Here is a 25040-nt window from a genome sequence, read left to right on the forward strand (position 1 = left end):
ATCACCACCCCCGCCCGTAGCATGAACCCCACTCCGTCCTGAAAGAAGGTCCCGACGTGTCAGACCACGACGACCGCATCCGCCTCGCCCTCGTAGACGACCACAAGATGCTCCTGGGCGCCCTCAGCGAGTGGATCCGTGGTGCCGCGAGCGACATCTCGATGGTCGCCGCCGTCGCGTCCTGGCCCGAGCTGCTCACGCACCCCGAGTTCCCGGTCGACGTCGTGCTGCTCGACCTCGACCTGAAGGACAACATCCCGATCTCGCTCAAGATCAACACGCTCAAGACGACGGGCGTCAAGACCGTGCTGATGAGCACCTACTCCGAGCCCAACGTGGTGCGCGAGGCCCTCGCCGCCGGCGCCCTGGGGTACCTCGTCAAGAGCGAGGACGCCGAGATGATCGTCGAGGCGATCCGCTCGGCCGCCAAGGGAGAGTCGTACATCTCGGCCGAACTCGACCTGGCCCTCAACGCCGCCGAGGTGGGTGGTGTGCCGAAGCTCAGCGCGCAGGAACGCCGGGTCATGGCTCTCTACGGCGGTGGCGAGCCGGTCAAGGCCGTCGCCTACCAGCTCGGCATCAGCGAAGAGACGGCCAAGAGCTACCTCAAGCGCATCCGCGAGAAGTACCGCGTCGCCGGCTACGACGTCGGCACCAAGGTCGCCCTCCGGAAGCGCGCCATCCAGGACGGCATCCTCCTCCAGACCGACACGCCGGCCCAGACCAGCTTCTGACGCCCGGCCCCACGCGGAGAACGGCCCGACCCCCTCAGGGGCCGGGCCGTTCGTCGTCTGCCCGACCCGCGCCTCCTCGGGACCCGTCGTCCCGCATCGGCGGCGCGGGGGGCTAGGCCGAGACCGACTCGCGGTCGGCGGCCGTGACCCGTGCCGCTCCGCGCCGGTCGTCGACTCGCTGCATGCCGAAGCTGATCATGGTCAGGACGACCCCGGCCAGGGCGAGCACGACGCCGACCCACCCGGGTGCCGAGAAGCCGAGGCCCGCCGCGATGACCGCGCCGCCGAGGTACGCACCGAAGCTGTTGCCGAGGTTCATGGCCGAGTGGTTCAGGGCGGCTCCGATGACCTGGCTCTCGCCTGCGACCTCCATCAGGCGGGACTGCACCGACGGGCCGACGCTCGAGCCGACGAGGCCGACGAAGAACGTGCTGACGAAGATGCCGACGATCGAGCTCGACGTGAGCGCGTAGGCCGAGAGCGCGGCGATGAGGCCGACGAAGCCGAGGTACATGGCGAGCTTGAGCGACCGGTCGGCCAGCCAACCGCCGAGCAGGTTCCCGATGGTCATGCCGACGCCGACCGTGACGAGCACCCAGGGCACGACGCCCTGGGAGACGCCCGCGCCCTCGGTGACGGCGTTGGCGATGTAGCTGTAGACCGCGAAGAACCCGCCGAAGCCGATGGCTCCGATGCCCATCACGAGCCACACCTGGGGCTGCTTGAACGCCCGCAGCTCGCGCTTCATCGAGGCGGACGCGTCGCCGTCCTGGTGGGGCACGGCGAGGGCGACGGCGGCGAAGGTCAGGGCGAAGATGAGGGCCACGGCGAGGTAGGCGACGCGCCACCCGGCTTGCTGGCCGAGCCAGGTGATCGAGGGCACGCCGATGACGTTCGCGATCGTCAGGCCGCTGAGGACGAGCGCGACGCCCTTGCCCCGGTTGCCCGGCCCCATGATCGACGCGGCGACGATGGATGCGATGCCGAAGTACGCGCCGTGCGGCAGACCCGCGGCGAAGCGTGCGGCCAGCACCCAGCCGAACGACGGCAGCAGGGCCGACGCGACTGTGCCGACCGTGAAGGCGGCGAGGAGCGCCAGGAGCAACTTCTTCTTCGGGAAGTGCGACGACATCGCGGCGATGGTCGGGGCCCCGACGACGACGCCGAGGGCGTAGGCGCTGATCAACCAGCCGGCCTGGGCGATGCCGGCGTCGGCCGACCGCGAGTAGAGATCGGGCAGCAGGTCGCCCGCCATGTTCGGCAGGAGGCCCATGGCCACGAACTCGGTCGAGCCGATTCCGAACCCGCCGAGGGCGAGGGCGATCAAGGCGGCCGTGCGACGACGGCGGGAGAGGTGGGTCACGAGCGGGCCTTTGCGGATCGAGAAGAGCCAGAGGAGAAGGGAGGAACGACCTTCGCTCGTCATCGAGCAGGGCATCTGCGGAGGAGCGACACGTCGCGCCTCCCTCCTGATCGTATCGATTCGACCGGCGGTTGCCAACCGTCCGCCGGGACTCCGACCCGTCCGGCGAAACACCCGCATCCAGCGATCTGGCGTCGAGCCGCTCCGTGCCGCTAGATTCGAGCGTTCCGTTCCTTCCCGATGGGTTCTCGCATGTCCACACCCGGCTCCTCCCCCGCCGCCACCCTCCGAGGGCTCGGGGGCTCCGGCGACCCGATCCGGCCTCCCACGCGGACCCTCGTCGGGGCCCTGACGGTCGTCGCGCTCGTGTTGGTCTCCACGCTGGTCGGCCTGGCGGTTCCCCCTCCGGCGCACGCAGCGACGACGGGGTACGTGACCGGGCACCTGACGGGGACCGATCCCTCGCGCAGCGACTTCATCGCCGAGGCACGGTTGATCCGCCCCGACGGAGCCGAGGTGGGCTCGACCCAGTTCGTCGACCGCACCACGGGCGCCTACACCCTCGAGGTCGTGACCGCCGGTCGCTACACGGTGCTGTTCAAGGACGGCGACACGCGCCGGAGCCAGTACTGGGGTGGAGCCCACGATCTCACCGGAGCCCGCTGGTTCGACGTGGCCGACGGCCAGACCGTCACCGACGTCGACGCCCGCCTGGTCGTCCAGGAGGCCCTGGCGGGGCGTGTGTGGCTCGGCGGGGGTCGTGACGACTTCGCCGCCGTCGGCAACGCCGACATCTCGGTCGTCAACGTCGACACCGGCGACCATTCGTCGGCCCTGACCGACTCGAGAGGCGCCTACTCGGTCGCGGTCGACCCCGGCCGCTACCGCATCCGCGCCTCGGTCAGGCCCTCACCCGACGCGCCGGACCTCTCGACGTCGTGGTTCGGGGGCGCCGCGGCCGAATCCGACGCGACGATCGTGACCGTGGCCAAGGACGCCCGGCTCGCGGGACTCGACCTGCAGGTCGAGAAGTCGGCCGTCCTGACGGGTTCGGTGACCCCGGTCCTGGACGACCCCCTCGACGTCGGCTTCAGCGCAGAAGCGTGGACGACCGACTCGCGAGGTCGTTGGTACCTCGCGACGGGGGCGGCGATCCGGAAGGGGTCGTTCGCGTTCCACGGGTTGCCGGCGGGTGACTACGTCGTGCGGTTGACGGGCCTCCCCCTGAACCGCACCGACGACTCCGCCCCCGCCGTCGCGCCCCGCTACGCACCCGGTGTGGAGAACCGCGACGACGCGACGCGTTACCGTGTCGCCAGCGGCGAGACGCGCTCGGTGGGAACGGTCCTCCTCCCGCCCCTTCGTCAGACCACCACCCGCATCTCCGGCCCCGATCGCTTCGCCGTCGCTGCGGCCATGTCCTCGCGGTTCACCGAGACCGGCGGCACGGTCGTCGTCGCCAACGGGCTGGGCTTCCCCGATGCGCTGTCGGCCGGACCGGCCGCGGCGCATCTCGACGCCCCCCTCCTGTTGGTCACCCCGACCACCGTTCCCGACGTCGTCGCCGCCGAGCTGAAGCGCCTGCGACCGAAGACGGTCGTCGTCGTCGGTGGTCCCGTCTCGATCTCGCCGGACGTCGAGAAGGCCCTCGGCGTCGTGGCCACCCCGACGAGCGGTCCGCGCTCGACGGTGGTGCGGATCGGCGGCGCCGATCGGTACGCGACGTCCCGAGCCATCGCGCGCTATGCCTTCGTCTCGTCCGACGCCCCTGCCGCGACCACGGCCACCTCACCGGGCCGCGTGCTGTACCTGGCCTCGGGTTCGGGGTTCGCGGACGCCCTCTCGGCCGGTGCCGCGGCTGCGGAGGCCGACGCCCCGCTCGTGATGGTGGACGGCCGGGCGGCACGCGCCGACGACGCGACGCGCGAGCTGTGGGGCGATCTGGGCAGCCCTGCAGCCATCAGCGTGGGAGGCCCGCGGGCCATGTCCCCCGGCATCGCCACGTCCCTGTCGGGCACCGACCGCGGCGGGCAGATCGTCGGCGCCGATCGCTACGAGGTGTCCCACCACACCACACGCGGGGCGTTCGACGAAGCCGGCACGGTCTATCTCGCCACCGGCGTCAACTACCCCGACGCGCTGTCGGGCGCAGCCCTCGCAGCCCGGACCTCGTCGCCACTGTTCATCGTGCCGGGCACGTGCGTGCCGGCATCGATCCTGCACGACCTCGACGTCCTCCAGACCGAGCACGTGGTCCTGCTCGGAGGCCAGCAGGCCCTCTCGTCCCGGGTCGACTCCCTCACGGCCTGCTGACGGCGGCGTCCCGTTCCCCACGCCGGACCGACGCGACGGTGGTCCGGCCCTGCGTGATGCGGTCAGGCGTCGCCGAGTGCGGCTTCGAGTCGTTCGACCTTGCCGGTCAGTTCGCCGGTGCGTCCCGGCCGGATGTCGGCCTTGAGCACGAGGGAGACGCGCGAGCCGAAGGCGCCGACGGCCTCGGTCGCGGCCTTGACGACGGCCATCACCTCGTCCCACTCGCCCTCGATCTCGGTGAACATCGACGAGGTGTGGTTCGGCAGCCCGGACGCCCGCACGACCGCGACGGCGGCGGCCACGGCCGAGTGGACCGAGTCGGGCTCGGAGCCGGCGGACGGCCCGCCCTCGGGAGCGGCACCACTGGGCGAGACGGAGAACGCGACGATCATGCGTCCATCCTCGCGTGTGCGGGCCGCAGGCGCCAGAGCGTCACGACCGTCCACCCCAGCAGTCCGAGCTCGAGCACGGCCCGCACGGTGACCACGGCCACCAGGTCGGGTCGCGCGGCGAGCAGGGCGTCGTACTCGAGGGGGTAGACCACCTGGGTCAGCCCCGCGACGACCACGGCCGCCACCGCCGGCACGACGAACCGCGGCCCGCCCGATCGTGCGAGCACGAGCCCGACGACGACGGGCACCGCGAGCCAGGCCACGAACTGCGGCGAACCGACCTTGTTGGTCACGATCAGGGCGACGACGACGGCGAGCGACAACGGACCCAGGAGGCGCGTGGCCGTCACCCCGCGGCGCACGGCCCGCAAGCCCAGCAGCACGACGCCGAGCACGACCGCGGCCATCACGAGGCTCATCGCCTTCGCGGCGAACCCGACCCCGTCGCCGGCGATCTGGTACGTCAGGATCTCGCGGTCGTAGTAGACGAAGGTGCCGGGCACCCCCGCGGCCGCGCGCCAGAGCCAGAGCACGGCTGCGGGCGACTCGACCTGGAGACCTCGACCGGCCTGCTGGCCGACGAAGCCGAACACGTTCCACCCGCTGCCGAGCACGAGCGAGACGGACACCACGACCGCACTCGTCACCGCCGCCGCCACGACGACCTCGACCCGACGACGCAGGGCGAGGACGGCGACCACCACGAGAGCGGCGGGCCAGACCTTGACCCAGGCCGCGATCGTGAGCAGGGCGGACGCCGCCGACGGCCGTGTCGAGACGAGCAATAGCCCCACCAGCGCGATCGAGACCGTGACGGCGTCGATGCGGCCGAGGGCGATCGGCCCGAGGGCGACGAGGAACGCCAGCCACCACCAGGCGGCGACCACGGACCCGGCACGCCGCCGCGCCACGAGCACGACGAAGGCGCCGGCGTTCAGCAGGGACACCAGCACGAGCCACACGGCCCCGTACCCGGAGTCGCCCCCCAGGCGGGCGAGCAGCATCGGCACCGCGGCGAGCAGCGGGTAGACCCACGGTCGGTCGACGCCCACCCAGTCGCCCCCGCCGACGCCCTGCTGCATCCAGGTGCGGTAGACGACGTCGACGTCGCCCAGGGTGCGGTTGCCGCCGACGAGGTTGAGCCGGACGAGCCAGGCGTGGACGAGCACGAAGGCGACGCCGAGCACGACCGGCGACGTCACGAACGACCTCGCCCGGTCGACGAACGTCGTCGGGCCGACGGCGACGGGCCGGGTGCCCGACGTCCGCGCCGCGCGGACGATCGGTGCCCCGGGGGTGGCCGACGAGGGGGGCACGGAGGTCGGCATGCCCACAGGCTAGCCGCCGGCCCCGACGCCGGGCGTCATGCGTCGGCCGACGTCCGCGGTCGCCGGTACGATCCCTCTCATGCGCAGACCCGCCTCCCTCCGACTCGTCGCGACCGCCGCCGCCCTCGTGCTGGCCGGGTCGCTCGCCGCCTGCTCGTCCGACGGGGGCTCGGGTGCCGACGGGGCGGCCGTCGCTCCGGTCACCGACGGCAAGATCACCGTCGCGACGGGTGAACCGGCCTACGGCCCCTGGGTCGAGGACGACGATCCGACCTCGGGCAAGGGCTACGAGGCCGCCGTCGCCTACGCGGTCGCCGAGAAGCTGGGCTACGACGACTCCGACGTGGTCTGGGTGCGGACCACGTTCGACGAGGCCATCGCCCCCGGGCCGAAGACCTTCGACCTCAACCTGCAGCAGTTCTCGATCACCGACCAGCGCAAGAAGGCCGTCGACTTCTCGCCCGCCTACTACGAGACGCGCCAGGCGGTCGTCACCCTGCCCGGCACCTCCGCGGCCGACGCCACCTCGATCGCCGACCTGAAGGGCCTCGCCATCGGCGCCCAGAGCGGCACGACGAGCTTCACCGCCGCCGAGGACGCCATCGACCCCGAGGGCGGCGTCCAGGCCTACAACTCGAACGACGACGCCAAGGCGGCCCTCGAGGCCGGCCAGGTCGACGCCATCGTGCTCGACGTCCCCACGGCCACGTACTTCGTCGAGGGCGGCGTCGTGCTCGGCCAGCTGCCCGCCACCGACGGGGCGAGCGACCAGCTCGGCATCGTCCTGCCGCTCGGCAGCTCCCTGACCGCCGACGTCACGAAGGCCGTCGACGACCTCCGGGCCGACGGCACGCTCGCCGAGCTGCAGAAGCAGTGGCTGGCCGACTACGACGTGAAAGAGCTGTCGTAGCGCCTCGCACGGTCGCGGCCGGCCCGGTGGCCGTCAGCGACCTCGAACTCGACCGGCGCGCGTTCCGTCGACGACAGTCGACCCGCTCCGTGGTGATCGCCGCCGTCAGCACGGTCGCCTTCGCCGCCCTCGCGTGGTGGGCGGTCACCAGCACGCCCGGCTGGTCCCGAGTGCAGTTCAGCTTCCTCGACGGGGCCACCTTCGCGTCAGCCTGGCCCCGCGTGATCGAGGGCCTCTGGCTGAACGTGCGGGTCCTGCTGGTCGCCGCCGTCGGCGTGGCCGTCGTCAGCACCGTCCTGTCGGCACTGCGCACCCTGCGGGGTCCGGTCTTCTTCCCCGTCCGGGCGCTGGTGCGGGGCTACACCGACCTGTTCCGCGGCATGCCGCTGATCATCGTGCTCTACCTCGTCGGTTTCGGCGTGCCGGGCCTCGGGCTCGGCATCCCGCGTCTGCCCGCCGAGTTCTGGGGCACGATCGCGCTGGTCCTCACCTACTCGGCCTACGTGTCCGAGGTCATCCGCGCCGGCATCGACGCCGTCCACCCGTCGCAGCGCCTCGCGGCCCGGTCGCTCGGCCTCAGCCACGCCAAGACCCTTCGCCTCGTCGTATTCCCGCAGGCACTGCGCAAGGTCACGCCCGCCCTCATGAACGACTTCGTCTCGATGCAGAAAGACGTCGGTCTCATCTCTGTGCTCGGAGCGGTCGACGCCGTCCGCGCCGCCCAGATCGAGACCGCGACCGCGGCCAACTTCACGCCCTACGTGCTCGCCGGGCTGTTGTTCGTGCTGCTGGCCCTGCCGACCATCTGGCTGACCGACTGGCTGTCGGCGCGCCTCCGTCGTCGCGAACAGGCGGGCAGCGTCGTTTGAGCATCTCCACCCCCGACCCCACCCCAGGAGGCGCGGTGCCCGTCACCCCCGCAGCCCTCGGCCCCGGCCCCAGCCCCAGCCCCAGCCCCAGCCCCGAGACGGTGCTGCGCCTCGAAGGGGTCCGCAAGTCCTTCGGCGACACGGTCGTGCTCGACGGCATCGACCTGGACGTCGCGCGGGACGAGGTCGTGGCGCTGATCGGCGCCAGCGGCTCGGGCAAGTCGACGCTGCTCCGCACCGTGAACCTGCTCGAGCAGATCGACGACGGCCGCATCGTGCTCGGCGACGACGACATCACCGACCCCCGGGTGCGCGTCGACGCCGTCCGGGCCCGCATCGGCGTGGTCTTCCAGCACTTCAACCTCTTCCCGCACCTGACCGTGCTCGACAACGTCGCCCTGGCCAGTCGCCACGTGCTGCGCCAGCCCAAGGCCGCGGCGAACGAGCGCGCCCTCGAGGTCCTCACGCGCGTGGGTCTCGGCGACAAGGCCGGCGCCTACCCCGACCGCCTCTCGGGCGGTCAGCAGCAGCGGGTCGCCATCGCCCGGGCCCTGGCTCCGCGACCCGCCGTGCTGCTGCTCGACGAGATCACGAGCGCCCTCGACCCCGAGCTGGTGGGCGAGGTGCTCGACCTCGTGCGCACGCTGAAGGAGGTCGGCACGACGATCCTCATGGCGACGCACGAGATGGCCTTCGCCCGCGACGTCGCCGACCGGGTCGTCTTCCTCGACCGGGGCCGGATCGCCGAGCAGGGTCCGCCCGCGCAGCTCTTCACGGCCCCCCGCGAGGTGCGCACCCAGGAGTTCCTCACGCGGTTCACCGCTCACTGACCGGGATCGACCGGCACCGGCCCCGGCACCGGCCCCGGCACCGGCCCCGGGCCAGGGCCAGCTCTGGACCCGGGCCCGGTCCGACTCGGCCCGCTCGGGCGCCCACCGTCTTCACCTGCGCCTCCCAGGTTCTTGCGAAGGAGACACGTCACCATCGGTTCAGCCCCGTGGACTCGCCGCGCGTCACGCCGACCCCTCCGAAGGACGAAGACCATGAAGAAGAAGACCAAGATCGGGCTCGGCGTCGCCGCAGCCGTCGTCGTCGTCCTGGGGGCCACCGCGGCCTTCGCCGGGCCGGCCTTCTACCGCGACGTGATCGTCGGCCAACCCGAGGCCGCGCCCACCGCCTCCCTCACCCCCGGGTCGAGCACGCTCGACCCCAGCNGCCGGCTACCGCGTCGACGAGGTGCTGAACGGCACCGACGTCACCGTCGTCGGCAAGACCGACCAGGTCTCCGGCACGATCACCGTCGACGGGACGACCATCTCGGCCGCCACCATCGAAGTCGACGTCGCCTCGATCGCGACCGACAGCGGCAACCGCGACGACTACTTCCGGGGCACCGCCATGCAGGTGAACAAGTACCCCACGGCCACGTTCACGCTGACCCAGCCGATCGAGGCGGCCGTCCCCTCCGACGGTGACGTGGCCAAGGTCGACGCGACCGGCGAGCTGACCATGCACGGCGTCACGAAGACCGTCACGGTGCCCCTGCAGGCGGCCCTGTCGGGCGACGGCGTCCAGGTGAGCGGGTCGATCCCGGTGACCTTCTCGGACTACGGCGTCGACGCGCCGAGCCTCGGCTTCGTCAAGGTCGAAGACCAGGGAACGGTCGAGTTCCTCGTGGCGGCGACCCCCGCCTCCTGAGTCCCGGGCGCTCGCGCGTCGAGCGCCGCACCACGACCTGAGCGTCGCACCGCCGATCTCGGCGGTGCGACGCTCAACTCGTGGTGCCGTGCGCCTGGGCCGGGCTAGCCCCGGCGCAACAGCTCCGCGATCGTGGCGGGCAGGGCGTCGACCAGGCCGAGCACCGTGAACGGTCCGCCGGCACCCGCCCGGGAGGCCGCGAGGCCGTGGAGCACCGCAGCGGTCGCGGCCGACCGGGCCAGCGCCTCCTCGTCCGCGGCGATCTCGTCGGCGTGCGTCGCGACCAGGGCCCCCAGGACTCCCCCGAGCGCATCGCCCGCGCCGGCGGTGGCCAACCACGTCGGCGCGCTGGCGGCGACGAGGCGCGTGCCGCCGGGCGAGGCGACGTACGTGCGGTGCCCCTTGACGAGCACCGTGCAGCCCCACTCCCCGGCCGCGCGCTCGGCGGCACCGGCCGGGTCGGCGGCCACGTCGGCGACCTCGCGGCCCGAGGCCTTCGCCAGCTCGCGGAAGTGCGGCGTCAGCACCACCGGCCCGGTGGCCTGCTCGCGGAGCGACAGCGCTCCGGCGTCGAGCACGAGCGGCAGCCCCGAGGAGGCGCCGGTCGCGAAGCCGTCGCGCGTCTCGTCGTCGAGGTGGTCCGGGTCCACGCCCGAGCCGAGCAACCACGCCTGCACGCGACCCGGGCTCGTCACGGCCTCGGGCCGACGGTGCAGCACGAAGTCGGAGGCGCGGGCGGGGCCCAGGTAGCGCAGCATGCCGACGCCGGTGTGCAACGCGGCCTCGACGCCGAGCACGGCGGCGCCCGGGTAGGCGCTCGAACCGGTCACGACGCCGAGCACGCCTCGGCTGTACTTGTCGTCGTCGACGGCCGGCACGGCGATCTGGTCGGCGGCGTCGGAGGGGGGCCAGTCGGTGAAGCGGGTGTCGGAGGTCACGCCCCGACGGTAGTCGGCCGAGCCCCGCCCGGCCCCGCCCGGCCTGCGCCCGCCGATACGGTGGGTCGATGAGCATCTCACTCCCCGGCCGCACCGTCGTCTTCGACTACGGCGAGGTGATCGCGCGGTTCCCCGACGACGCGTCGCGCCGCCGCCTCGAAGAGCTCGCGGGCGTCGACCCGGACGTGCTCTGGCCCAGCTACGGTCGCCACCGCCACGCCCTCGACCGAGGCACGCTGAGCGCCGGGGCGTACTGGCGCGCCATCGCCGCCGACACCGGCGCCGACTGGACCCGCACCCGCGTGCACGAGCTCTGGGCCGCCGACTTCCCGTCGTGGTTCGTGCCCGAGCCCGGCACGCTCGAGGTGATCGCCGACCTGGCCGACGGCGACACGCGACTGGCGATCCTGTCGAACGCCGGTCTCGACTTCGCGTCGCCGTTCCGGCACTCGCCCCTCGGCGAGCTTTTCGAGCAGGTCTTCGTCAGCGCCGAACTCGACGACCTCAAGCCGTCGGCCACGATCTTCGAGCACGTCCTCGCCGAACTCGGAACAACGGCCGCCGACACGGTGTTCATCGACAACAGGTCCGACAACGTCGAGGCCGCCCAGGCGCTCGGGATCATCGGGCACCTGTTCACCGGGCCCGAGCCGCTCCGACGCTTCGTCGAGGGGCTCGCGGCCCTCCCCACCGAAAGGCGATGACCACACTCGTGACGAACGCAGCACAGACGGCACCCGCCCCCACGACCCCCTCCGACTCCCCCGTCGGTCTCTTCGACCCCATCACCCTGCGCGGCCAGGCCTTCCGCAACCGCCTCTGGGTCGCGCCGATGTGCCAGTACTCGGCCGAGCTCGAGGACGGCGTCCCCACCGACTGGCATCTCGTCCACCTGGGCTCGCTCGCCCGGGGAGGCGCGGGTGCGGTCATCGCCGAGGCCACGTCGGTCACGCCCGAGGGTCGCATCTCGCCGCAGGACCTCGGTCTCTGGAACGACGCCCAGGTCGAGGCGTTCCGCCCGATCACGGCCTTCATCCGCTCGCAGGGTTCCGTGCCCGGCGTCCAGCTCGCGCACGCCGGCCGCAAGGCCTCGACCTTCCGCCCGTGGAGCGAGACGCAGGGCACCGTCCCCGCCGACCAGGGCGGCTGGACCACCGTCGCCCCGTCGGCCGTCGCCTTCGAGGGCTACGACGAGCCCGTCGCGTTGACCACCGAGGCGGTCAGCGGCCTCGTCGAGGCGTTCCGCGTCGCCGCGCGCCGCTCGATCGACGCCGGCTTCGAACTGATCGAACTGCACGCCGCCCACGGCTACCTGCTGCACCAGTTCCTCTCGCCGCTGAGCAACTCGCGCGACGACCAGTACGGCGGGTCGCTCGAGAACCGTGCGCGCTTCCTGCTCGAGGTCGTCGCGGCCGTCCGGGCCGAGGTCGGCGACGAGTACCCGTTGCTCGTCCGTTTCTCGGCCACCGACTGGGCCGACGGCGGCTGGGACGAGGACGACACCGCCACCGTCGCGGCCTGGGCGCACGAGGCCGGCGCCGACCTGTTCGACATCTCGACCGGCGGCCTCGTCGCCGGCGTGAGCATCCCCGTGGGGCTCGGCTACCAGGTGCGCTTCTCCGAGCACGTCCGGACGCAGGGGCGAGTCGAGACCGGGGCCGTCGGCCTCATCGTCGGCGCCGAGCAGGCGAACGAGGTCGTGGCCAGTGGCCAGGCCGACGTCGTGCTGATGGCGCGCGAGTTCCTGCGCGACCCGCACTTCCCGCTCCGCGCCGCGGCCGAGCTCGGGATCGAGCTCGACTACACGCCGCCGCAGTACCAGCGGGCGCCGTTCCGCGCGCACTGATCCGGGCGCGCCCGGCCGAGCACGGCCGGCCACCCGGGGGCCGTGACGGTCCCGGACGACGCGACCCGCGCCTCCTCACCCCTCGGGGTCAGGAGGCGCGGGTCGCGTCGTCTGCGCGGGCTCGCTCAGCGACGCCGGGTCGCGTCCTGGACCTCGCCGATCAGCTCTTCGAGGATGTCCTCGAGGAACAGCACGCCGCGCGTGGCACCGGTCTCGTCGAACGAGCGGGCGACGTGGACGCCGCTGCGGCGCATGGTCGCCAGGGCGTCCTCGAGCTCGGTCCCCTGGAAGATCGAGATCAGCTGACGGATGCGCTTCGGCGGCACCGGGTCGGCGAACTCGTCCTCGTCGAGGTCGATGACGTCCTTGAGGTGCAGGTACCCCGTGGGGTCGCCGCCGTCGTCGACCAGCACGTACCGCGAGAAGCCGCGTTGGGCGACCGCCCGCTCGACGTCGTGCGGCGTGGCGTCCTCGGGCAGGGTGACGAGCTCGGCCATCGGGACGGCCGTCTGCGCGACGGTCTTCTCGGTGAACTCGAACGCCGCGCGCACCGTGCCGGTCGCGTCGGTGATCATGCCCTCGCGCTGCGACTGGGCGACGATCGTCGCGACCTCGTCGACCGTGTAGGCGCTGGTCGCCTCGTCCTTCGGCTCGACCTTGAAGGCCCGCAGCACGGCGTTGGCCGAGTGGTTGAGGGCCAGCACGACCACGTGCAGGACGCGCGCGATCGCCACGAGCGGCGGGGCCAGCAGGAGGGCGGCACGGTCCGGGAGGGAGAACGAGATGTTCTTCGGCACCATCTCGCCGAACACGACGTGCAGGAACGACACGAGCACGAGCGTGATGACGAAGCCGACGACGCTGACCAGCTCGGGGCTGAGCCCGGTCCAGGCGAGCGGCCCCTCGAGCAGGTGGTGGATCGAGGGCTCGGACACGTTGAGGATCAGCAGAGAGCAGATGGTGATGCCGAGCTGCGTCGTCGCGAGCATCATCGTCGCGTGTTCCATGGCCCACAGCGTGGTCTTCGCCGCGCGACTGCCGGCCTCGGCCTTGGGCTCGATCTGCGAACGACGAGCCGAGATGACGGCGAACTCGGCGGCCACGAAGAACGCGTTGCCGGCCAACAACACGACGAGCCAGACGATGCCCCACCAGTCGCTGCTCATCGGGTCACCTCTCTCGTGCGGACCGCGCGACGGTCGTCCTCGACGCCCGTGCGCACCTTCTCGGGCAGCACCTTCGGGTCGCGTCGGCCCGACCGGTCGCGCTCGTCACGCCCGTCGCGGCGGCCCGGCTCGGTCGCCGTGGCCTCGACCACGTCGTCGGGCGTGGGCGTGAAGCGGATGCGATCGATGCGCCGCCCGTCGAGCCGCTCGACGCGGAACGCGCCGTCGTCGGTCTCGACGACGTCGCCGACCTTGGGCAGGCGGCCCAGCTCGCTCATCAGCCAGCCGCCGACGGTCTCGTAGGGGCCGTCCTCCGGCACCTTGACCGAGGCGCGCTCGAGCAGCTCGTCGGGACGCAGCAGACCGGGGAAGGTCAGCCAGTTGCGCGACCGGACGACGTCGACCCGGCTGCGGTCGTGTTCGTCGCTGACCTCGCCGACGAGCTCCTCGATGAGGTCCTCGAGGGTGACGACACCGGCGGTGCCGCCGTACTCGTCGACGACGACGGCCATCTGGTAGCCGCGACCCCGCACCTCGCCCAGCAGGTTGTCGAGGGTCATCGTCTCGGGGACGCGGACGGCATCGGTCAGCAAGGCGGACACGGGCACGTCGGCCCGCTTCTCGCGCGGCACCGAGACGGCCTGCTTGACGTGGACCAGGCCCACGACGTCGTCGATGCCGTCGTCGGTCACCGGGAACCGCGAGTAGCCGGTGCGTCGCGCCAGTTCGAGGACGGTCTCGGCCGAGTCGCCGCGCGCGACGGTCGAGAGCCGGGGCCGCGGGGTCATGACGTCGGACGCGGTGTGGTCGCTGAACACGAGCGTGCGGGCGAGCAGGGTCGCCGTGTCACGGTCGAGGCTGCCCTCCGTGGCCGAGCGTCGCACCAGCGACGACAGCTCTTCAGCCGTCCGGGCGCCCGACAGCTCTTCTTTCGGTTCGATGCCCATGGCGCGCAGCACGGCGTTGGCCGTGTTGTTGAGCAGGGCGACCGCGGGCTTGAACACCGTGGTGAACAAGACCTGGAACGGGATGACCAGCTTCGCCGTCTTCAGCGGCAGGGCCAGGGCGAAGTTCTTGGGCACGAGCTCGCCGATGATCATCGACAGCAGGGTCGCGACGACGATCGAGACGATCGGGGCACCGACCGCGACGACCCCCTCGGGCACGCCGACCGCGGTGAGCGGCGGCGACAGGAGGCGCGAGATCGCGGGCTCCATCGTGTAGCCGGTCAGGAGGGTCGTGAGCGTGATGCCGAGCTGGGCGCTCGACAGGTGCGTCGACGTGATGCGCAGCGCCCCGATGGTCGGGGCGAGCCCCTTCTCACCTCGGGACTGACGGGCCTCGAGGTCGGACCGGTCGAGGTTCACCAACGAGAACTCGCTGGCGACGAAGAGTCCGGTGCCCACGGTGAGCAGCAGGCCGAAGGCGAGCAGTATCCACTCGTTCACCGGGTTCCGTCACCCCGCTCGGAGGGCATGGCGCCCGAGGTCAGGAGGCGCGGCGTGCGATGGTGCGTGGGTGCGGTCGTCTGAGACGGAGGGTCATCCATAGACGGGAGATCTTACGGCACGTGCACGCTTTCCGTCGCTCGACCTCGGCCCCGTCTCACCAGCTGACGGGGAGCGCCTTGCCCTCTTCGTAGCCGGCCGCCGACTGGACGCCGACGAGCGCTCGCTCGGCGAACTCGGGGACCGACCGAGCCCCCGCGTAGGTGAAGGAGCTGCGGACGCCCGAGGTGATCATGTCGAGGAGGTCCTCGACTCCGGGACGCAGCGGGTCGAGGTAGATCTTCGACGACGAGATGCCCTCGGCGAAGAGCGTCTTGCGGGCCAGTTCGTAGGGGTCGAGGCGCTCGAAGCGACCGCGCACGGCCTTGGTCGAGGCCATGCCCCAGCTCTCTTTGTAGAGGCCGCGCTCGTCGCTCGCCAGCTCGCCCGGCGCCTCGATGGTGCCGGCGAACCACGAGCCGATCATCACCGACGACGCACCCGCCGCGAGGGCGAGCGCGACGTCGCGGGGGTAGCGCACCCCGCCGTCGGCCCAGACGTGCGCGCCGAGGGCACGGGCGGTGGCGGCCGTCTCGAGCACGGCCGAGAACTGGGGGCGGCCGACGGCCGTCATCATGCGGGTGGTGCACATGGCGCCCGGCCCGACGCCGACCTTGACGATCGAGGCGCCGGCCGCGACGAGGTGGCGGACGGCCTCCTCGGTGACCACGTTGCCGGCGACGATCGGCAGGCCCAGGCCGAGGGCCGAGACCGCCTTGATGGCCCGGATCATGCCGTCCTGGTCGCCGTGGGCCGTGTCGATCACGAGCACGTCGACGCCCGCGGCGGCGAGTGCCCTCGCCTTGCCGGCGACGTCGCCGTTGATGCCGACCGCCGCGGCGACGCGCAACCGGCCGTCGGCGTCGACCGCGGGCTGGTAGATCGTCGACCGCAGCGCGCTCTTGCGGCTCACCGTGCCGACGACCCGACCGTGCCGCAGCACGGGCGCGAAGTGGATGTCGGCCGCGACCATGCGGTCGAAGGCGTCGCGGGGGCTGTCGACGTCGTCCGCGTCGAGCGAGGTCAGGGCGCCGTGCAGCAGGTCGCCGAGCACCGCGTCCCGCGGGGCCGTGGCCAGGCGCGAGGTGGCGATGCAGCCGAGGTACGCCCCCGTGCCGTCGTGCAGGACGATGCCGTGGCCCTCGACGGCCGGGACGACGGAGAGCGCCTGCTCGACGGTCTGCCCCGCGTCGAGCGAGTACGGCGTGTCGTAGTCGACGGGCTGGTCCTTGACCCAACGGATCGCGGCGTCGAGGTCTTGCAGGTGCATGTCCTGCGGCAACACGCCGAGGCCGCCCCGACGCGCCAGCGTCGCCGCCAGGCGCGGGCCCGTGACCGAGTTCATGTTGGCCGACACGATCGGGATCGTGGCACCGGTGCCGTCGCCCGGGGAGAGGGACACGTCGAGCCTGCTGGTGATCGACGACCGGCTCGGGACGAGGAACACGTCGGAGTAGGTCAGATCGTGCGTGGGGGTCGTCTCGTAGAACCGCATGGGTCCACGGTAATCCCTGTGAGTCGTCCCGCCGAGGACCGGCCGTTTGCGCTTAAGGTGGAGGGGGTGGGCGTCGCAGCCCACGCACTGATCAACAATCAACGGAGAGTGGGCGATCGGCTGTGTCAAGCCACGTGACCGGTACAACTGACGACGGCGCTGCAGCCGAGTTCGGGGCCAACGAGTGGCTCGTCGACGAGCTCTACGAGCAGTGGGTGGTCGACAAGAACTCGGTCGACGAGTCGTGGTGGCCGATCCTCGAGGCCTACACGCCGCCCGAGGGCGGATCAGCCCCCACGTCGCCCTCCGCACCGTCCGTCGAGACCGCACCCGCGCCTCCTGCGTCGTCCGCTGCCGCTCCGGCTGCTGAGGCGACGGCACCCGCCGCCGCTGCGACCGCCGGCCAGAAGGCCGCCGCGCGCACCACCTCGGTCGAGCCGGCGGCGAAGCCGATCCCGGCCCAGGTGCCCGACAAGGCCAAGGCGAAGCCCGCCTCGGCCGGCGAGCAGCCCACGCCCGAGGCCGAGAACGTGGTCTCACCGCTGCGCGGCATGGCCAAGTCCCTCGCCACGAACATGGACGCCAGCCTCACCGTGCCCACCGCGACGAGCGTCCGCACGATCCCGGCGAAGCTGATGATCGACAACCGCATCGTCATCAACAACCACCTCAAGCGCGCCCGCGGCGGCAAGGTGTCGTTCACCCACCTGATCGGTTGGGCCCTGGTCCAGGCCCTCAAGGAGTTCCCCAGCCAGAACGTCTTCTACGACGAGGTCGACGGCAAGCCGTCGGTCGTCACCCCCGCGCACGTCAACCTCGGCCTCGCGATCGACATCCCGAAGCCCGACGGCACCCGTGCCCTGCTCGTTCCCGGCATCAAGAAGGCCGAAGAGATGCACTTCGGCGAGTTCTTGACCGCCTACGAGGACATCGTCAAGCGCGCCCGCGACAACAAGCTCGCCGCGGCGGACTTCCAGGGCAACACGATCTCGCTGACCAATCCCGGCGGCATCGGCACAGTCCACAGCGTGCCCCGCCTGATGAAGGGCGCGGGCGCCATCATCGGTGCCGGTGCACTCGACTACCCGGCCGAGTTCCAGGGGTCGGCCTCGAAGACGCTCGTCGAGTTGGGCATCGGCAAGACCATCACGCTCACCAGCACCTACGACCACCGGGTCATCCAGGGCGCGGGCTCGGGCGAGTTCCTCAAGAAGGTGCACGAGCTGCTGATCGGTCAGCGCGGCTTCTACGAGGACATCTTCGCGGCGCTGCGCATCCCCTACGAGCCGATCCACTGGAACGCCGACATCAACGTCAACCTGGCCGAGCGCGTCAGCAAGACGGCCCGCGTCCAAGAGCTGATCAACAGCTACCGCGTGCGCGGCCACCTGATGGCCGACATCGACCCGCTCGAGTACCGCCAGCGCACGCACCCCGACCTCGCGATCGAGAGCCACGGGCTCACCTTCTGGGACCTCGACCGCGAGTTCGTCACCGGTGGCCTGGGCGGCCGCACCCACGCCCTCTTGCGCGACATCCTCGGCATCCTGCGCGACTCGTACTGCCGCACCATCGGCGTCGAGTACATGCACATCCAGGATCCTGCGCAGCGCAAGTGGATCCAGGACCACCTCGAGGTGCCCTACACGAAGCCCTCGCACGACGAGCAGATGCGCATCCTCGCGAAGCTCAACGAGGCCGAGGCCTTCGAGACCTTCCTGCAGACGAAGTACGTCGGCCAGAAGCGCTTCAGCCTCGAGGGCGGCGAGTCCACCATCTCGCTGCTCGACACGGTCATGCAGCACGCCGCCCGCGAAGGCCTCGACGAGGTCGCCATCGGCATGGCCCACCGCGGCCGCCTCAACGTGCTGACGAACATCGCCGGCAAGACCTACGGTCAGATCTTCCGCGAGTTCGAGGGCACGCAAGACCCCAAGACCGTGCAGGGCTCGGGCGACGTCAAGTACCACCTCGGCACCGAGGGCGAGTTCACGAGTGCCGTCGGCGAGACCATCCCCGTGTACCTGGCCGCGAACCCGTCGCACCTCGAGGCCGGCGACGGCGTGCTCGAGGGCATCGTGCGCGCCAAGCAGGACCGCGGCACGCCCGGGGCCTTCAGCACGTTGCCGATCCTGATCCACGGTGACGCGGCCATGGCCGGCCAGGGCGTCGTGGTCGAGACGCTGCAGATGTCGCAGCTGCGCGGTTACCGCGTCGGCGGCACCATCCACATCGTCATCAACAACCAGGTGGGCTTCACCACCCCGCCGTCCGAGTCGCGCACGTCGGTGTACTCGACCGACGTCGCCAAGACGATCCAGGCTCCGATCTTCCACGTGAACGGCGACGACCCCGAGGCCGTGGCCCGCGTCGCCGAGCTCGCGTTCTCGTACCGTCAGCAGTTCAAGCGCGACATCGTCATCGACCTCGTGTGCTACCGCCGACGCGGTCACAACGAGGGAGACGACCCCTCGATGACCCAGCCGCTGATGTACAACCTCATCGAGCAGAAGCGCTCGGTGCGCACCCTCTACACCGAGGCCCTCGTCGGCCGTGGCGACATCACGCAAGACGAGTACGACGGGGCGCACCGGGACTTCCAGGAGCGCCTCGAGCGCGCCTTCGCCGAGACGCACGCCGCGCAGACCGGGTCGATCCCCGTCGTGACGAGCGACGACGGCGACGTCGCCGACCTCGAGCGTCCCGTCGCCCAGCAGGACGACGCCCGGGGCGAACCCGAGACCACGGGGGTGTCGCTCGAGCTCGTCCACGACATCGGCGACGCCCACGACAACCCGCCGGCCGGGTTCTCGGTCCACCCCAAGCTGCAGCAGCTGCTCAAGAAGCGCGTCGACATGAGCCGCAACGGCGGCATCGACTGGGCCTTCGCCGAGCTGCTCGCCTTCGGCTCGCTGCTCACCGAGGGCACCCCCGTGCGCCTCGCGGGCCAGGACAGCCGACGCGGCACCTTCGTGCAGCGGCACTCGGTGCTGCACGACCGCGAGAACGGCCAGGAGTGGCTGCCGCTGCAGAACGTCGCCGACAACCAGGCGAAGCTCTGGATCTACGACTCGCTGCTCAGCGAGTACGCGGCCATGGCGTTCGAGTACGGCTACTCGGTCGAGCGGGCCGACGCGCTCGTGCTGTGGGAGGCGCAGTTCGGCGACTTCAGCAACGGCGCCCAGACGGTCATCGACGAGTTCATCTCGTCGGCCGAGCAGAAGTGGGGTCAGCGCTCGAGCGTCGTCCTGCTGCTGCCGCACGGCTACGAGGGCCAGGGCCCCGACCACTCGTCCGCCCGCATGGAACGCTTCCTGCAGCTCTGCGCCGAGGACAACATGACGATCGCGCGGCCTTCCACACCCGCGTCGTACTTCCACCTGTTGCGTCGTCAGGCCTACGCCCGCCCGCGTCGTCCGCTCGTGGTCTTCACCCCGAAGGCCATGTTGCGGTTGCGTGGCGCGACCAGCGGGGTCGACGCCTTCACCTCGGGTCGCTTCGAGCCGGTGCTCGACTGCACGCGGGTCTCCGAGCCCGAGTCGACCAAGCGCGTCGTGCTGCACAGCGGCAAGATCCACTACGACCTGTCGACCGAGCTCGACAAGCGAGGCGTCCAGAACGACGTCGCGCTCGTCCGCCTCGAGCAGCTCTACCCGCTGCCCCTCGACGAGATCCGCCGCGTGCTCGACCGCTACCCGTCCGCCGAGCTCGTCTGGGCGCAAGAAGAGCCCGAGAACCAGGGCGCCTGGCCGTTCGTCGTGCTCGAGCTGCAGAAGCACCTCGACCGACAGATCCGCGTGGCGTCGCGTCCCGCGTCGGCTTCGCCGGCCGCCGGCTCGAACAAGGCGAGCGCTGCGCAGCAGGCGACCCTGATCGCCGAGGCACTCGACCTGTAGACGGTCCTCGCCCGCACGACCGTGGCCGCGCCTCCTTCAGGAGGCGCGGCCACGGTCGTCTCGCGGGTCCCGCCCTCCGGTCTCCCGCCGCCCGGCCCCGGCCCCGGCCTCCGCCTCCCGGCGCCCGCCCCCGGCCTCCACCTCCCGTCGCCTCTCCCCTGCCTCCCGCCTCGCGTCTCGTCTGCCGCCTCCCGTCTCGCGTGCCGTCTGCCGCCTCTCGCCGCCCGGCGCCCGCCCCGGCCTCCACCTCCCGTCTTGTCTGCCGCCTCCCGTCTCCCGCCTCCCGCACGTCGCCGACCTCGCGCGTCGTCAACTCAGGAGAAACGTGCCCCCCGGGGACTGTCCAGGGCGGCACGGCGGCAAAAGTCCTGACTTGCCGACGCGGATCGATGCGGGACCGCGGGACGGGCCGGCGGACGGCACGTACATCGGCCCGGGCCGGTCTCGGGTTCGAGTCCGCGCCGGCACCGTCGGCAACTCCGGATTCCTGTCGCCGCAGCGCGTGCAAGCACCCCGATGTACGACCGTTCTCCGGAGTTGCCGACACATGCGTGCGACGAACGGCACCCGCATCGACACCGGCACCCGGCCCGGCACCGCACCGCACCGGCACCGGCACCGGCACCGGCACGGCACCGCACCGCACCGCACCGCACCGCACCGCACCGGCACTGATGGTCGACCGGCGAGCACAGCCCTGTCGACGGTCGGCAAGTCAGGACTCCTGCGTGCGCAGCACCCCTCCAGCCGCGTCAGGACGACACCAGCCAGGAGTTGCCGACGCACCAGGCACAACGCTTTCTCCGCGACACCGCTGGCCGCGGAAGCAGTCGGCACCGCGGGGAAGGACCGCGCCTCATGGCTGGGCCAGCGGCGGGACGGCGTGGCCAAGCATCGGGGCGGGACGGCCTGCGGCGGGGCGGCACGGCCTGAGGCGGGACGGTTAGCACCGGACGACGCGGCCATCGGCGGGTCGCCGCGGCCAGCACCGGGAGGGCGGCCAGCGTCAGGAGGAGACGGGACCGCCGCGGTCAGACGAGCTTCGAGTAGCGGACGCCGGCCTCGTGGTAGCCGCGCTTGCGGTAGAACCGGTTGGCCGAGTCGGTCGCGGCGGCCGAGACGGCGTTGAGAACGCGCGCCTGGTGCCCGCGGGCCCAGGACTCGAAGTGCCCCAGCAGGTACGAACCGACGCCGTCGCGGCGGGCCTCGGCCGACACGACGAGCAGCAGGAGCTCGGCCGTCGGCGCGTCGTCGTTGTACGCCCACACCACGTGACCGCCGGCCACGGCGGTGATGCGCCCGTCGTCGCCACGGACGACCCACGTCTCGTGCCCCGCGTCGGCCGTGAGCCGCGTCAGGCGCGCGGACAGCACGTCCGCGTCGAGCGTGTAACCGAGCAGGCCGATCAACGACACGAGGTCGTCGAGGTCGCTGGCGGTCGGGATGCCGAGGGGCTGCACCGTTGCGGTCATGCCACGACGCTAGCGCAGCCGTTCGTCATGTGACGACCGGCCGGGCACGGAGCGCGACGACTAGCGGTGGGCGGACTGCAGCTCGCGCAGGCGCGCGAGCACCGTGGCACGCAGGTCTTCGGGTGCAGTCTCGCGGCAGGCCCGCTGGACGGCCTCGGTCAGCACGACGCCGACCTTGTGCTCGCCCGAGCAGTCGCCGCAGTTCGCCATGTGCTCGCGGATGTCGGCCGCGTCCTCGCGGCACAACTCGTTGTGCAGGTAATCTTCGAGCTCGGCCTTGGCCTTGGTGCAACCACAGTCGGTCATTTCTTTCCGCCCTTCGACGAGCCGACGGGAACGGCGATGCCACGATCGCGTGCGTAGTCGGCGAGGAGTTCACGGAGCAGGCGACGGCCGCGGTGCAGGCGGCTCATCACGGTGCCCACGGGGGTCTTCATGATGTCGGCGATCTCTTGGTACGAGAAGCCTTCGACGTCCGCGAAGTACACGGCCATGCGGAAGTCTTCGGGGACCTTCTGCAGGGCGTCCTTCACGGCGCTGTCGGGGAGGTGGTCGATCGCCTCGGCCTCGGCCGAGCGGGTGGAGCCGGAGGCGCGGGTCGCCGACTCGGCGCCGCCCATCTGCCAGTCTTCCAACTCGTCGATCGTGCCCTGGTACGGGTCGCGCTGCTTCTTGCGGTACGTGTTGATGAACGTGTTGGTCTGGATGCGGTAGAGCCAGGCCTTGAGGTTCGTGCCCTGCTGGAACTGCGCGAACGCCGCGTAGGCCTTGACGAACGTCTCTTGCACGAGATCGCTCGCGTCGGCCGGGTTGCGCGTCATGCGCATCCCCGCGGCGTAGAGCTGGTCCATGAACGGCAGCGCTTGTTCTTCGAACAGGGCGCGCTTCTCGGCGTCGGCGTCGACCGCCTCGAGGGCGGCGTCGACGTCGGCCTCGGTCGGTTCGACGGCGGCGGTCGGTGTGGGCTCGTGGCCCTCGGGGGTGCTCATCAGGGCCGATTCTAGTTCGGCGACGGTGATTTCCCTCGGTGCGAGTGCGACAGGCACAGGTCCTCCAGGTTCTTGCTGCATTACTGTGGTGAACCGATGCAGGTGTACAGGTATTCCGGGCCCGAGTTCTCTCCCTACGGCGACGGGAAGGTTCCCGAGGTCGACGAGGGGCGCTGGGTCGCGCCCACCGCCTCCGGGCCGTTGCGCGCCTCCTCGTCCCTGCCCGGGTCGAAGTCCCTGACGAACCGCGAACTCGTGCTGTCGGCGCTCGCCTCGTCGCCGTCGACGCTGCGGCTGCCGCTGCACTCCCGCGACACGGCGCTCATGATCGAGGCGCTCAAGGCCCTGGGCACGACGGTCGCCGAGTTCCCGAACGACTCCCCCTTCGGCCCCGACCTGGTCGTCACGCCCGGCGAGCTGCAGGGCGGCGCGACGATCGACTGCGGCCTGGCCGGCACGGTCATGCGCTTCCTGCCCCCGGTCGCCGCACTCGCCCTCGGACCGGTCACCTTCGACGGCGACGCCGGAGCCCGCAAGCGCCCCATGCGCACGACGATCGACGCCCTGCGCTCCCTCGGCGTCGAGGTGAACGACGACGGCCGGGGCGCGCTGCCCTTCAGCCTCTACGGCACCGGCGAGGTCGAGGGCGGCGACGTCGAGATCGACGCGTCGGCCTCGAGCCAGTTCGTCTCGGGGCTGCTGCTGTCGGCCCCGCGCTTCGAGCGCGGCCTCACCCTGACCCACACCGGCGAACGCCTGCCGAGCCTGCCCCACATCGAGATGACGATCGACGCGCTCGCCCAGCGCGGGGTCGAGGTCGCCTCGCCCGCCGTCGGCACCTGGATCGTGCCGCCGACGCCGATCGCAGGGCGCGAGGTCGTCATCGAACCCGACCTGTCGAACGCGGCGCCGTTCCTCGTGGCCGCCCTGGTCGCGGGCGGCACCGTGTCCATCCCGCACTGGCCCGCCGACACGACCCAGGTCGGGGCCGACCTCATCGAGCTGCTGCCGCTCTGGGGTGCGTCCGTCACGCTCGACGGCGACACCCTCACCGTCGACGGCGGCGTGGGCCTCGTCGGCGGCGGCTCGCTGCCCGGCGTGGACGTCGACCTGTCCCGCGGTGGCGAGCTCGCCCCGGCGCTGGTCGCCCTCGCCGCCCTCGCGTCGGGCCCGAGCACGATCACCGGCATCGGCCACCTGCGCGGCCACGAGACCGACCGCCTCGCGGCCCTCGCCGCCGAGATCAACGCCCTCGGAGGCGCGGTGACCGAACTCGAGGACGGCCTGCGCATCGAACCGTCCCCGCTTCACGCGGGCCAGTGGCGCACCTACGAGGACCACCGCATGGCGACGGCGGCGGCGATCATCGGCCTCGCGGTCGAGGGGGTCGAGCTCGACGACGTCCGGGTCGTCGGCAAGACGCTGCCGCAGTTCGTCGAGTTGTGGGACGAGATGCTCGGCCGGTCCGTCCGCCAGAGCCCCGCCGACATCGACCTGCTCGGCTTCCTCTAGGCGCCGGGCCGACGACGATGAGCGGGGCACGGCGCAGGACGAGCGGGGCACGGTCGACGATGAGCGAGGCACGATGAGCTGGTGGAGCGACGGCGACGACGCGGAGGACGAGGGCGACTACGCCCAGTACGACGAGAGCTCGGTGCGGGTGCGCCCGAACCCCAAGGGCAACAAGCCGCGCACCAAGCAGCGCCCGGCCTACGCGAACGCCGAGGAAGGCGTCGTCTGGACGGTCGACCGTGGCCGCTACGGCGTGCTGATGGACGCCGGCACCCCCGACGAACGCGAGATCACGACGGCGCGGGCCCGCGAGCTCGGCAAGAAGAGCGTCGTGACCGGTGACCGCGTCGGCGTCGTCGGGGACACGAGCGGCTCCGAGGGGTCGCTCGCCCGCATCGTCAAGGTGCACGACCGCTCGACCCTGCTGAGGCGCAGTGCCGACGACAGCGACGCCGTCGAGCGCGTCATCGTCGCCAACGCCGACCAGATGCTGATCGTCGTGGCCGCTGCCGACCCCGAGCCCCGGCCCCGCCTGGTCGACCGCTACATGGTGGCGGCGTTCGACGCGGGGG

20 protein-coding genes and 1 pseudogene are annotated in these 25040 nt (G+C 71.8%); 11 read left to right on the forward strand and 10 right to left on the reverse strand.

Going from position 1 to position 25040, the window contains the following annotated elements:
- The first annotated feature begins 56 nt into the window (after positions 1-56).
- A complete protein-coding gene (locus ASL10_RS07465) occupies positions 57-734 on the forward strand; it encodes a response regulator transcription factor (RefSeq protein WP_043593728.1) in 678 nt (225 codons plus the stop codon).
- A 112-nt stretch (positions 735-846) separates the two neighbouring features.
- On the opposite strand, the gene ASL10_RS07470 is transcribed toward ASL10_RS07465, so the two are convergent.
- Positions 847-2097 carry an MFS transporter gene (locus ASL10_RS07470; protein ID WP_235452567.1) on the reverse strand — a complete coding sequence of 417 codons (1251 nt, stop codon included), beginning with the start codon at positions 2095-2097 and terminating at the stop codon, positions 847-849.
- A gap of 252 nt (positions 2098-2349) precedes the next feature.
- Here ASL10_RS07470 and ASL10_RS07475 point away from each other — a divergent pair, with 252 nt between their 5' ends.
- Entirely contained in the window at positions 2350-4410 is a 2061-nt protein-coding gene (locus ASL10_RS07475; RefSeq protein WP_056046028.1) for a cell wall-binding repeat-containing protein, read from the forward strand.
- A 62-nt stretch (positions 4411-4472) separates the two neighbouring features.
- Here ASL10_RS07475 and ASL10_RS07480 read toward each other — a convergent pair whose 3' ends face one another.
- Positions 4473-4802 (reverse strand): thiamine-binding protein, encoded by a 330-nt coding sequence (locus ASL10_RS07480; RefSeq protein WP_056046030.1) that lies wholly within the window; start codon positions 4800-4802, stop codon positions 4473-4475.
- On the reverse strand, positions 4799-6130 hold the full coding sequence (locus ASL10_RS07485) for a glycosyltransferase 87 family protein (RefSeq protein ID WP_082460396.1): 1332 nt from the start codon (positions 6128-6130) through the stop codon (positions 4799-4801). Before ASL10_RS07485 ends, ASL10_RS07480 begins: the two co-directional genes overlap by 4 nt.
- A 79-nt stretch (positions 6131-6209) precedes the next feature.
- Between ASL10_RS07485 and ASL10_RS07490 the strand changes: the two genes are divergently transcribed.
- From ASL10_RS07490 to ASL10_RS07505, 4 genes and pseudogenes are all read left to right on the forward strand, one after another.
- Complete coding sequence (locus tag ASL10_RS07490; RefSeq protein WP_056047620.1) at positions 6210-7040, forward strand: transporter substrate-binding domain-containing protein; 831 nt, start codon at positions 6210-6212, stop codon at positions 7038-7040.
- Positions 7041-7066: 26 nt separating this feature from the next.
- A complete protein-coding gene (locus ASL10_RS07495; RefSeq protein WP_056046032.1) occupies positions 7067-7909 on the forward strand; it encodes an amino acid ABC transporter permease in 843 nt (280 codons plus the stop codon).
- A 101-nt stretch (positions 7910-8010) separates the two neighbouring features.
- Complete coding sequence (locus ASL10_RS07500; RefSeq protein WP_056046034.1) at positions 8011-8739, forward strand: amino acid ABC transporter ATP-binding protein; 729 nt, start codon at positions 8011-8013, stop codon at positions 8737-8739.
- Positions 8740-9124: 385 nt separating this feature from the next.
- Positions 9125-9607 (forward strand): annotated as a pseudogene (locus ASL10_RS07505) (YceI family protein); the annotation flags it as partial.
- A gap of 104 nt (positions 9608-9711) precedes the next feature.
- On the opposite strand, the gene ASL10_RS07510 reads toward ASL10_RS07505, so the two are convergent.
- Positions 9712-10545 carry an ADP/ATP-dependent (S)-NAD(P)H-hydrate dehydratase gene (locus ASL10_RS07510; protein ID WP_056046036.1) on the reverse strand — a complete coding sequence of 278 codons (834 nt, stop codon included), beginning with the start codon at positions 10543-10545 and terminating at the stop codon, positions 9712-9714.
- A gap of 68 nt (positions 10546-10613) precedes the next feature.
- On the opposite strand from ASL10_RS07510, the gene ASL10_RS07515 reads away from it, so the two are divergent.
- Positions 10614-11249: an HAD family phosphatase gene (locus ASL10_RS07515; protein WP_056046039.1), complete on the forward strand. Its 636-nt coding sequence runs from the start codon at positions 10614-10616 to the stop codon at positions 11247-11249.
- Positions 11246-12391 (forward strand): NADH:flavin oxidoreductase/NADH oxidase, encoded by a 1146-nt coding sequence (locus tag ASL10_RS07520; protein ID WP_082460268.1) that lies wholly within the window; start codon positions 11246-11248, stop codon positions 12389-12391. The genes ASL10_RS07515 and ASL10_RS07520 overlap by 4 nt, the downstream gene beginning before the upstream one ends.
- Positions 12392-12516: 125 nt before the next feature.
- Here ASL10_RS07520 and ASL10_RS07525 read toward each other — a convergent pair whose 3' ends face one another.
- The 3 genes from ASL10_RS07525 to ASL10_RS07535 form a co-directional block, all read right to left on the reverse strand.
- The gene (locus ASL10_RS07525; protein WP_056046041.1) at positions 12517-13557 is read right to left on the reverse strand and encodes a hemolysin family protein; all 1041 of its coding nucleotides are present in this window, start codon (positions 13555-13557) and stop codon (positions 12517-12519) included.
- On the reverse strand, positions 13554-15005 hold the full coding sequence (locus tag ASL10_RS07530; RefSeq protein WP_082460269.1) for a hemolysin family protein: 1452 nt from the start codon (positions 15003-15005) through the stop codon (positions 13554-13556). The genes ASL10_RS07525 and ASL10_RS07530 overlap by 4 nt, the downstream gene beginning before the upstream one ends.
- Positions 15006-15162: 157 nt before the next feature.
- Complete coding sequence (locus ASL10_RS07535) at positions 15163-16599, reverse strand: GuaB1 family IMP dehydrogenase-related protein (RefSeq protein ID WP_056046043.1); 1437 nt, start codon at positions 16597-16599, stop codon at positions 15163-15165.
- 122 nt (positions 16600-16721) lie between these two features.
- Between ASL10_RS07535 and ASL10_RS07540 the strand changes: the two genes are divergently transcribed.
- Positions 16722-20495, forward strand: coding sequence for a multifunctional oxoglutarate decarboxylase/oxoglutarate dehydrogenase thiamine pyrophosphate-binding subunit/dihydrolipoyllysine-residue succinyltransferase subunit (locus tag ASL10_RS07540; protein WP_082460270.1), 3774 nt, complete (start codon positions 16722-16724; stop codon positions 20493-20495).
- 1031 nt (positions 20496-21526) lie between these two features.
- Here the strand turns inward: ASL10_RS07540 and ASL10_RS07545 are convergent.
- The 3 genes from ASL10_RS07545 to ASL10_RS07555 are packed head-to-tail and all read right to left on the reverse strand — an operon-like array spanning position 21527 to position 22956.
- Positions 21527-21967 carry a GNAT family N-acetyltransferase gene (locus ASL10_RS07545; protein ID WP_056046047.1) on the reverse strand — a complete coding sequence of 147 codons (441 nt, stop codon included), beginning with the start codon at positions 21965-21967 and terminating at the stop codon, positions 21527-21529.
- A 60-nt stretch (positions 21968-22027) separates the two neighbouring features.
- Positions 22028-22273, reverse strand: a complete 246-nt coding sequence (locus ASL10_RS07550) for a zf-HC2 domain-containing protein (RefSeq protein WP_043593711.1) — start codon at positions 22271-22273, stop codon at positions 22028-22030.
- Positions 22270-22956 (reverse strand): sigma-70 family RNA polymerase sigma factor, encoded by a 687-nt coding sequence (locus ASL10_RS07555; RefSeq protein WP_082460271.1) that lies wholly within the window; start codon positions 22954-22956, stop codon positions 22270-22272. Before ASL10_RS07555 ends, ASL10_RS07550 begins: the two co-directional genes overlap by 4 nt.
- Positions 22957-23052: 96 nt before the next feature.
- Between ASL10_RS07555 and aroA the strand changes: the two genes are divergently transcribed.
- Both aroA and rsgA read left to right on the forward strand, forming a co-directional pair.
- Positions 23053-24468, forward strand: coding sequence for a 3-phosphoshikimate 1-carboxyvinyltransferase (gene aroA / locus ASL10_RS07560; protein WP_056046052.1), 1416 nt, complete (start codon positions 23053-23055; stop codon positions 24466-24468).
- 73 nt (positions 24469-24541) lie between these two features.
- On the forward strand, positions 24542-25040 hold a 499-nt coding region (gene rsgA / locus ASL10_RS16535), incomplete at its 3' end, for a GTPase RsgA (RefSeq protein WP_369794380.1).

Source organism: Frigoribacterium sp. Leaf8, from assembly GCF_001421165.1.
GTDB lineage: Bacteria > Actinomycetota > Actinomycetes > Actinomycetales > Microbacteriaceae > Frigoribacterium.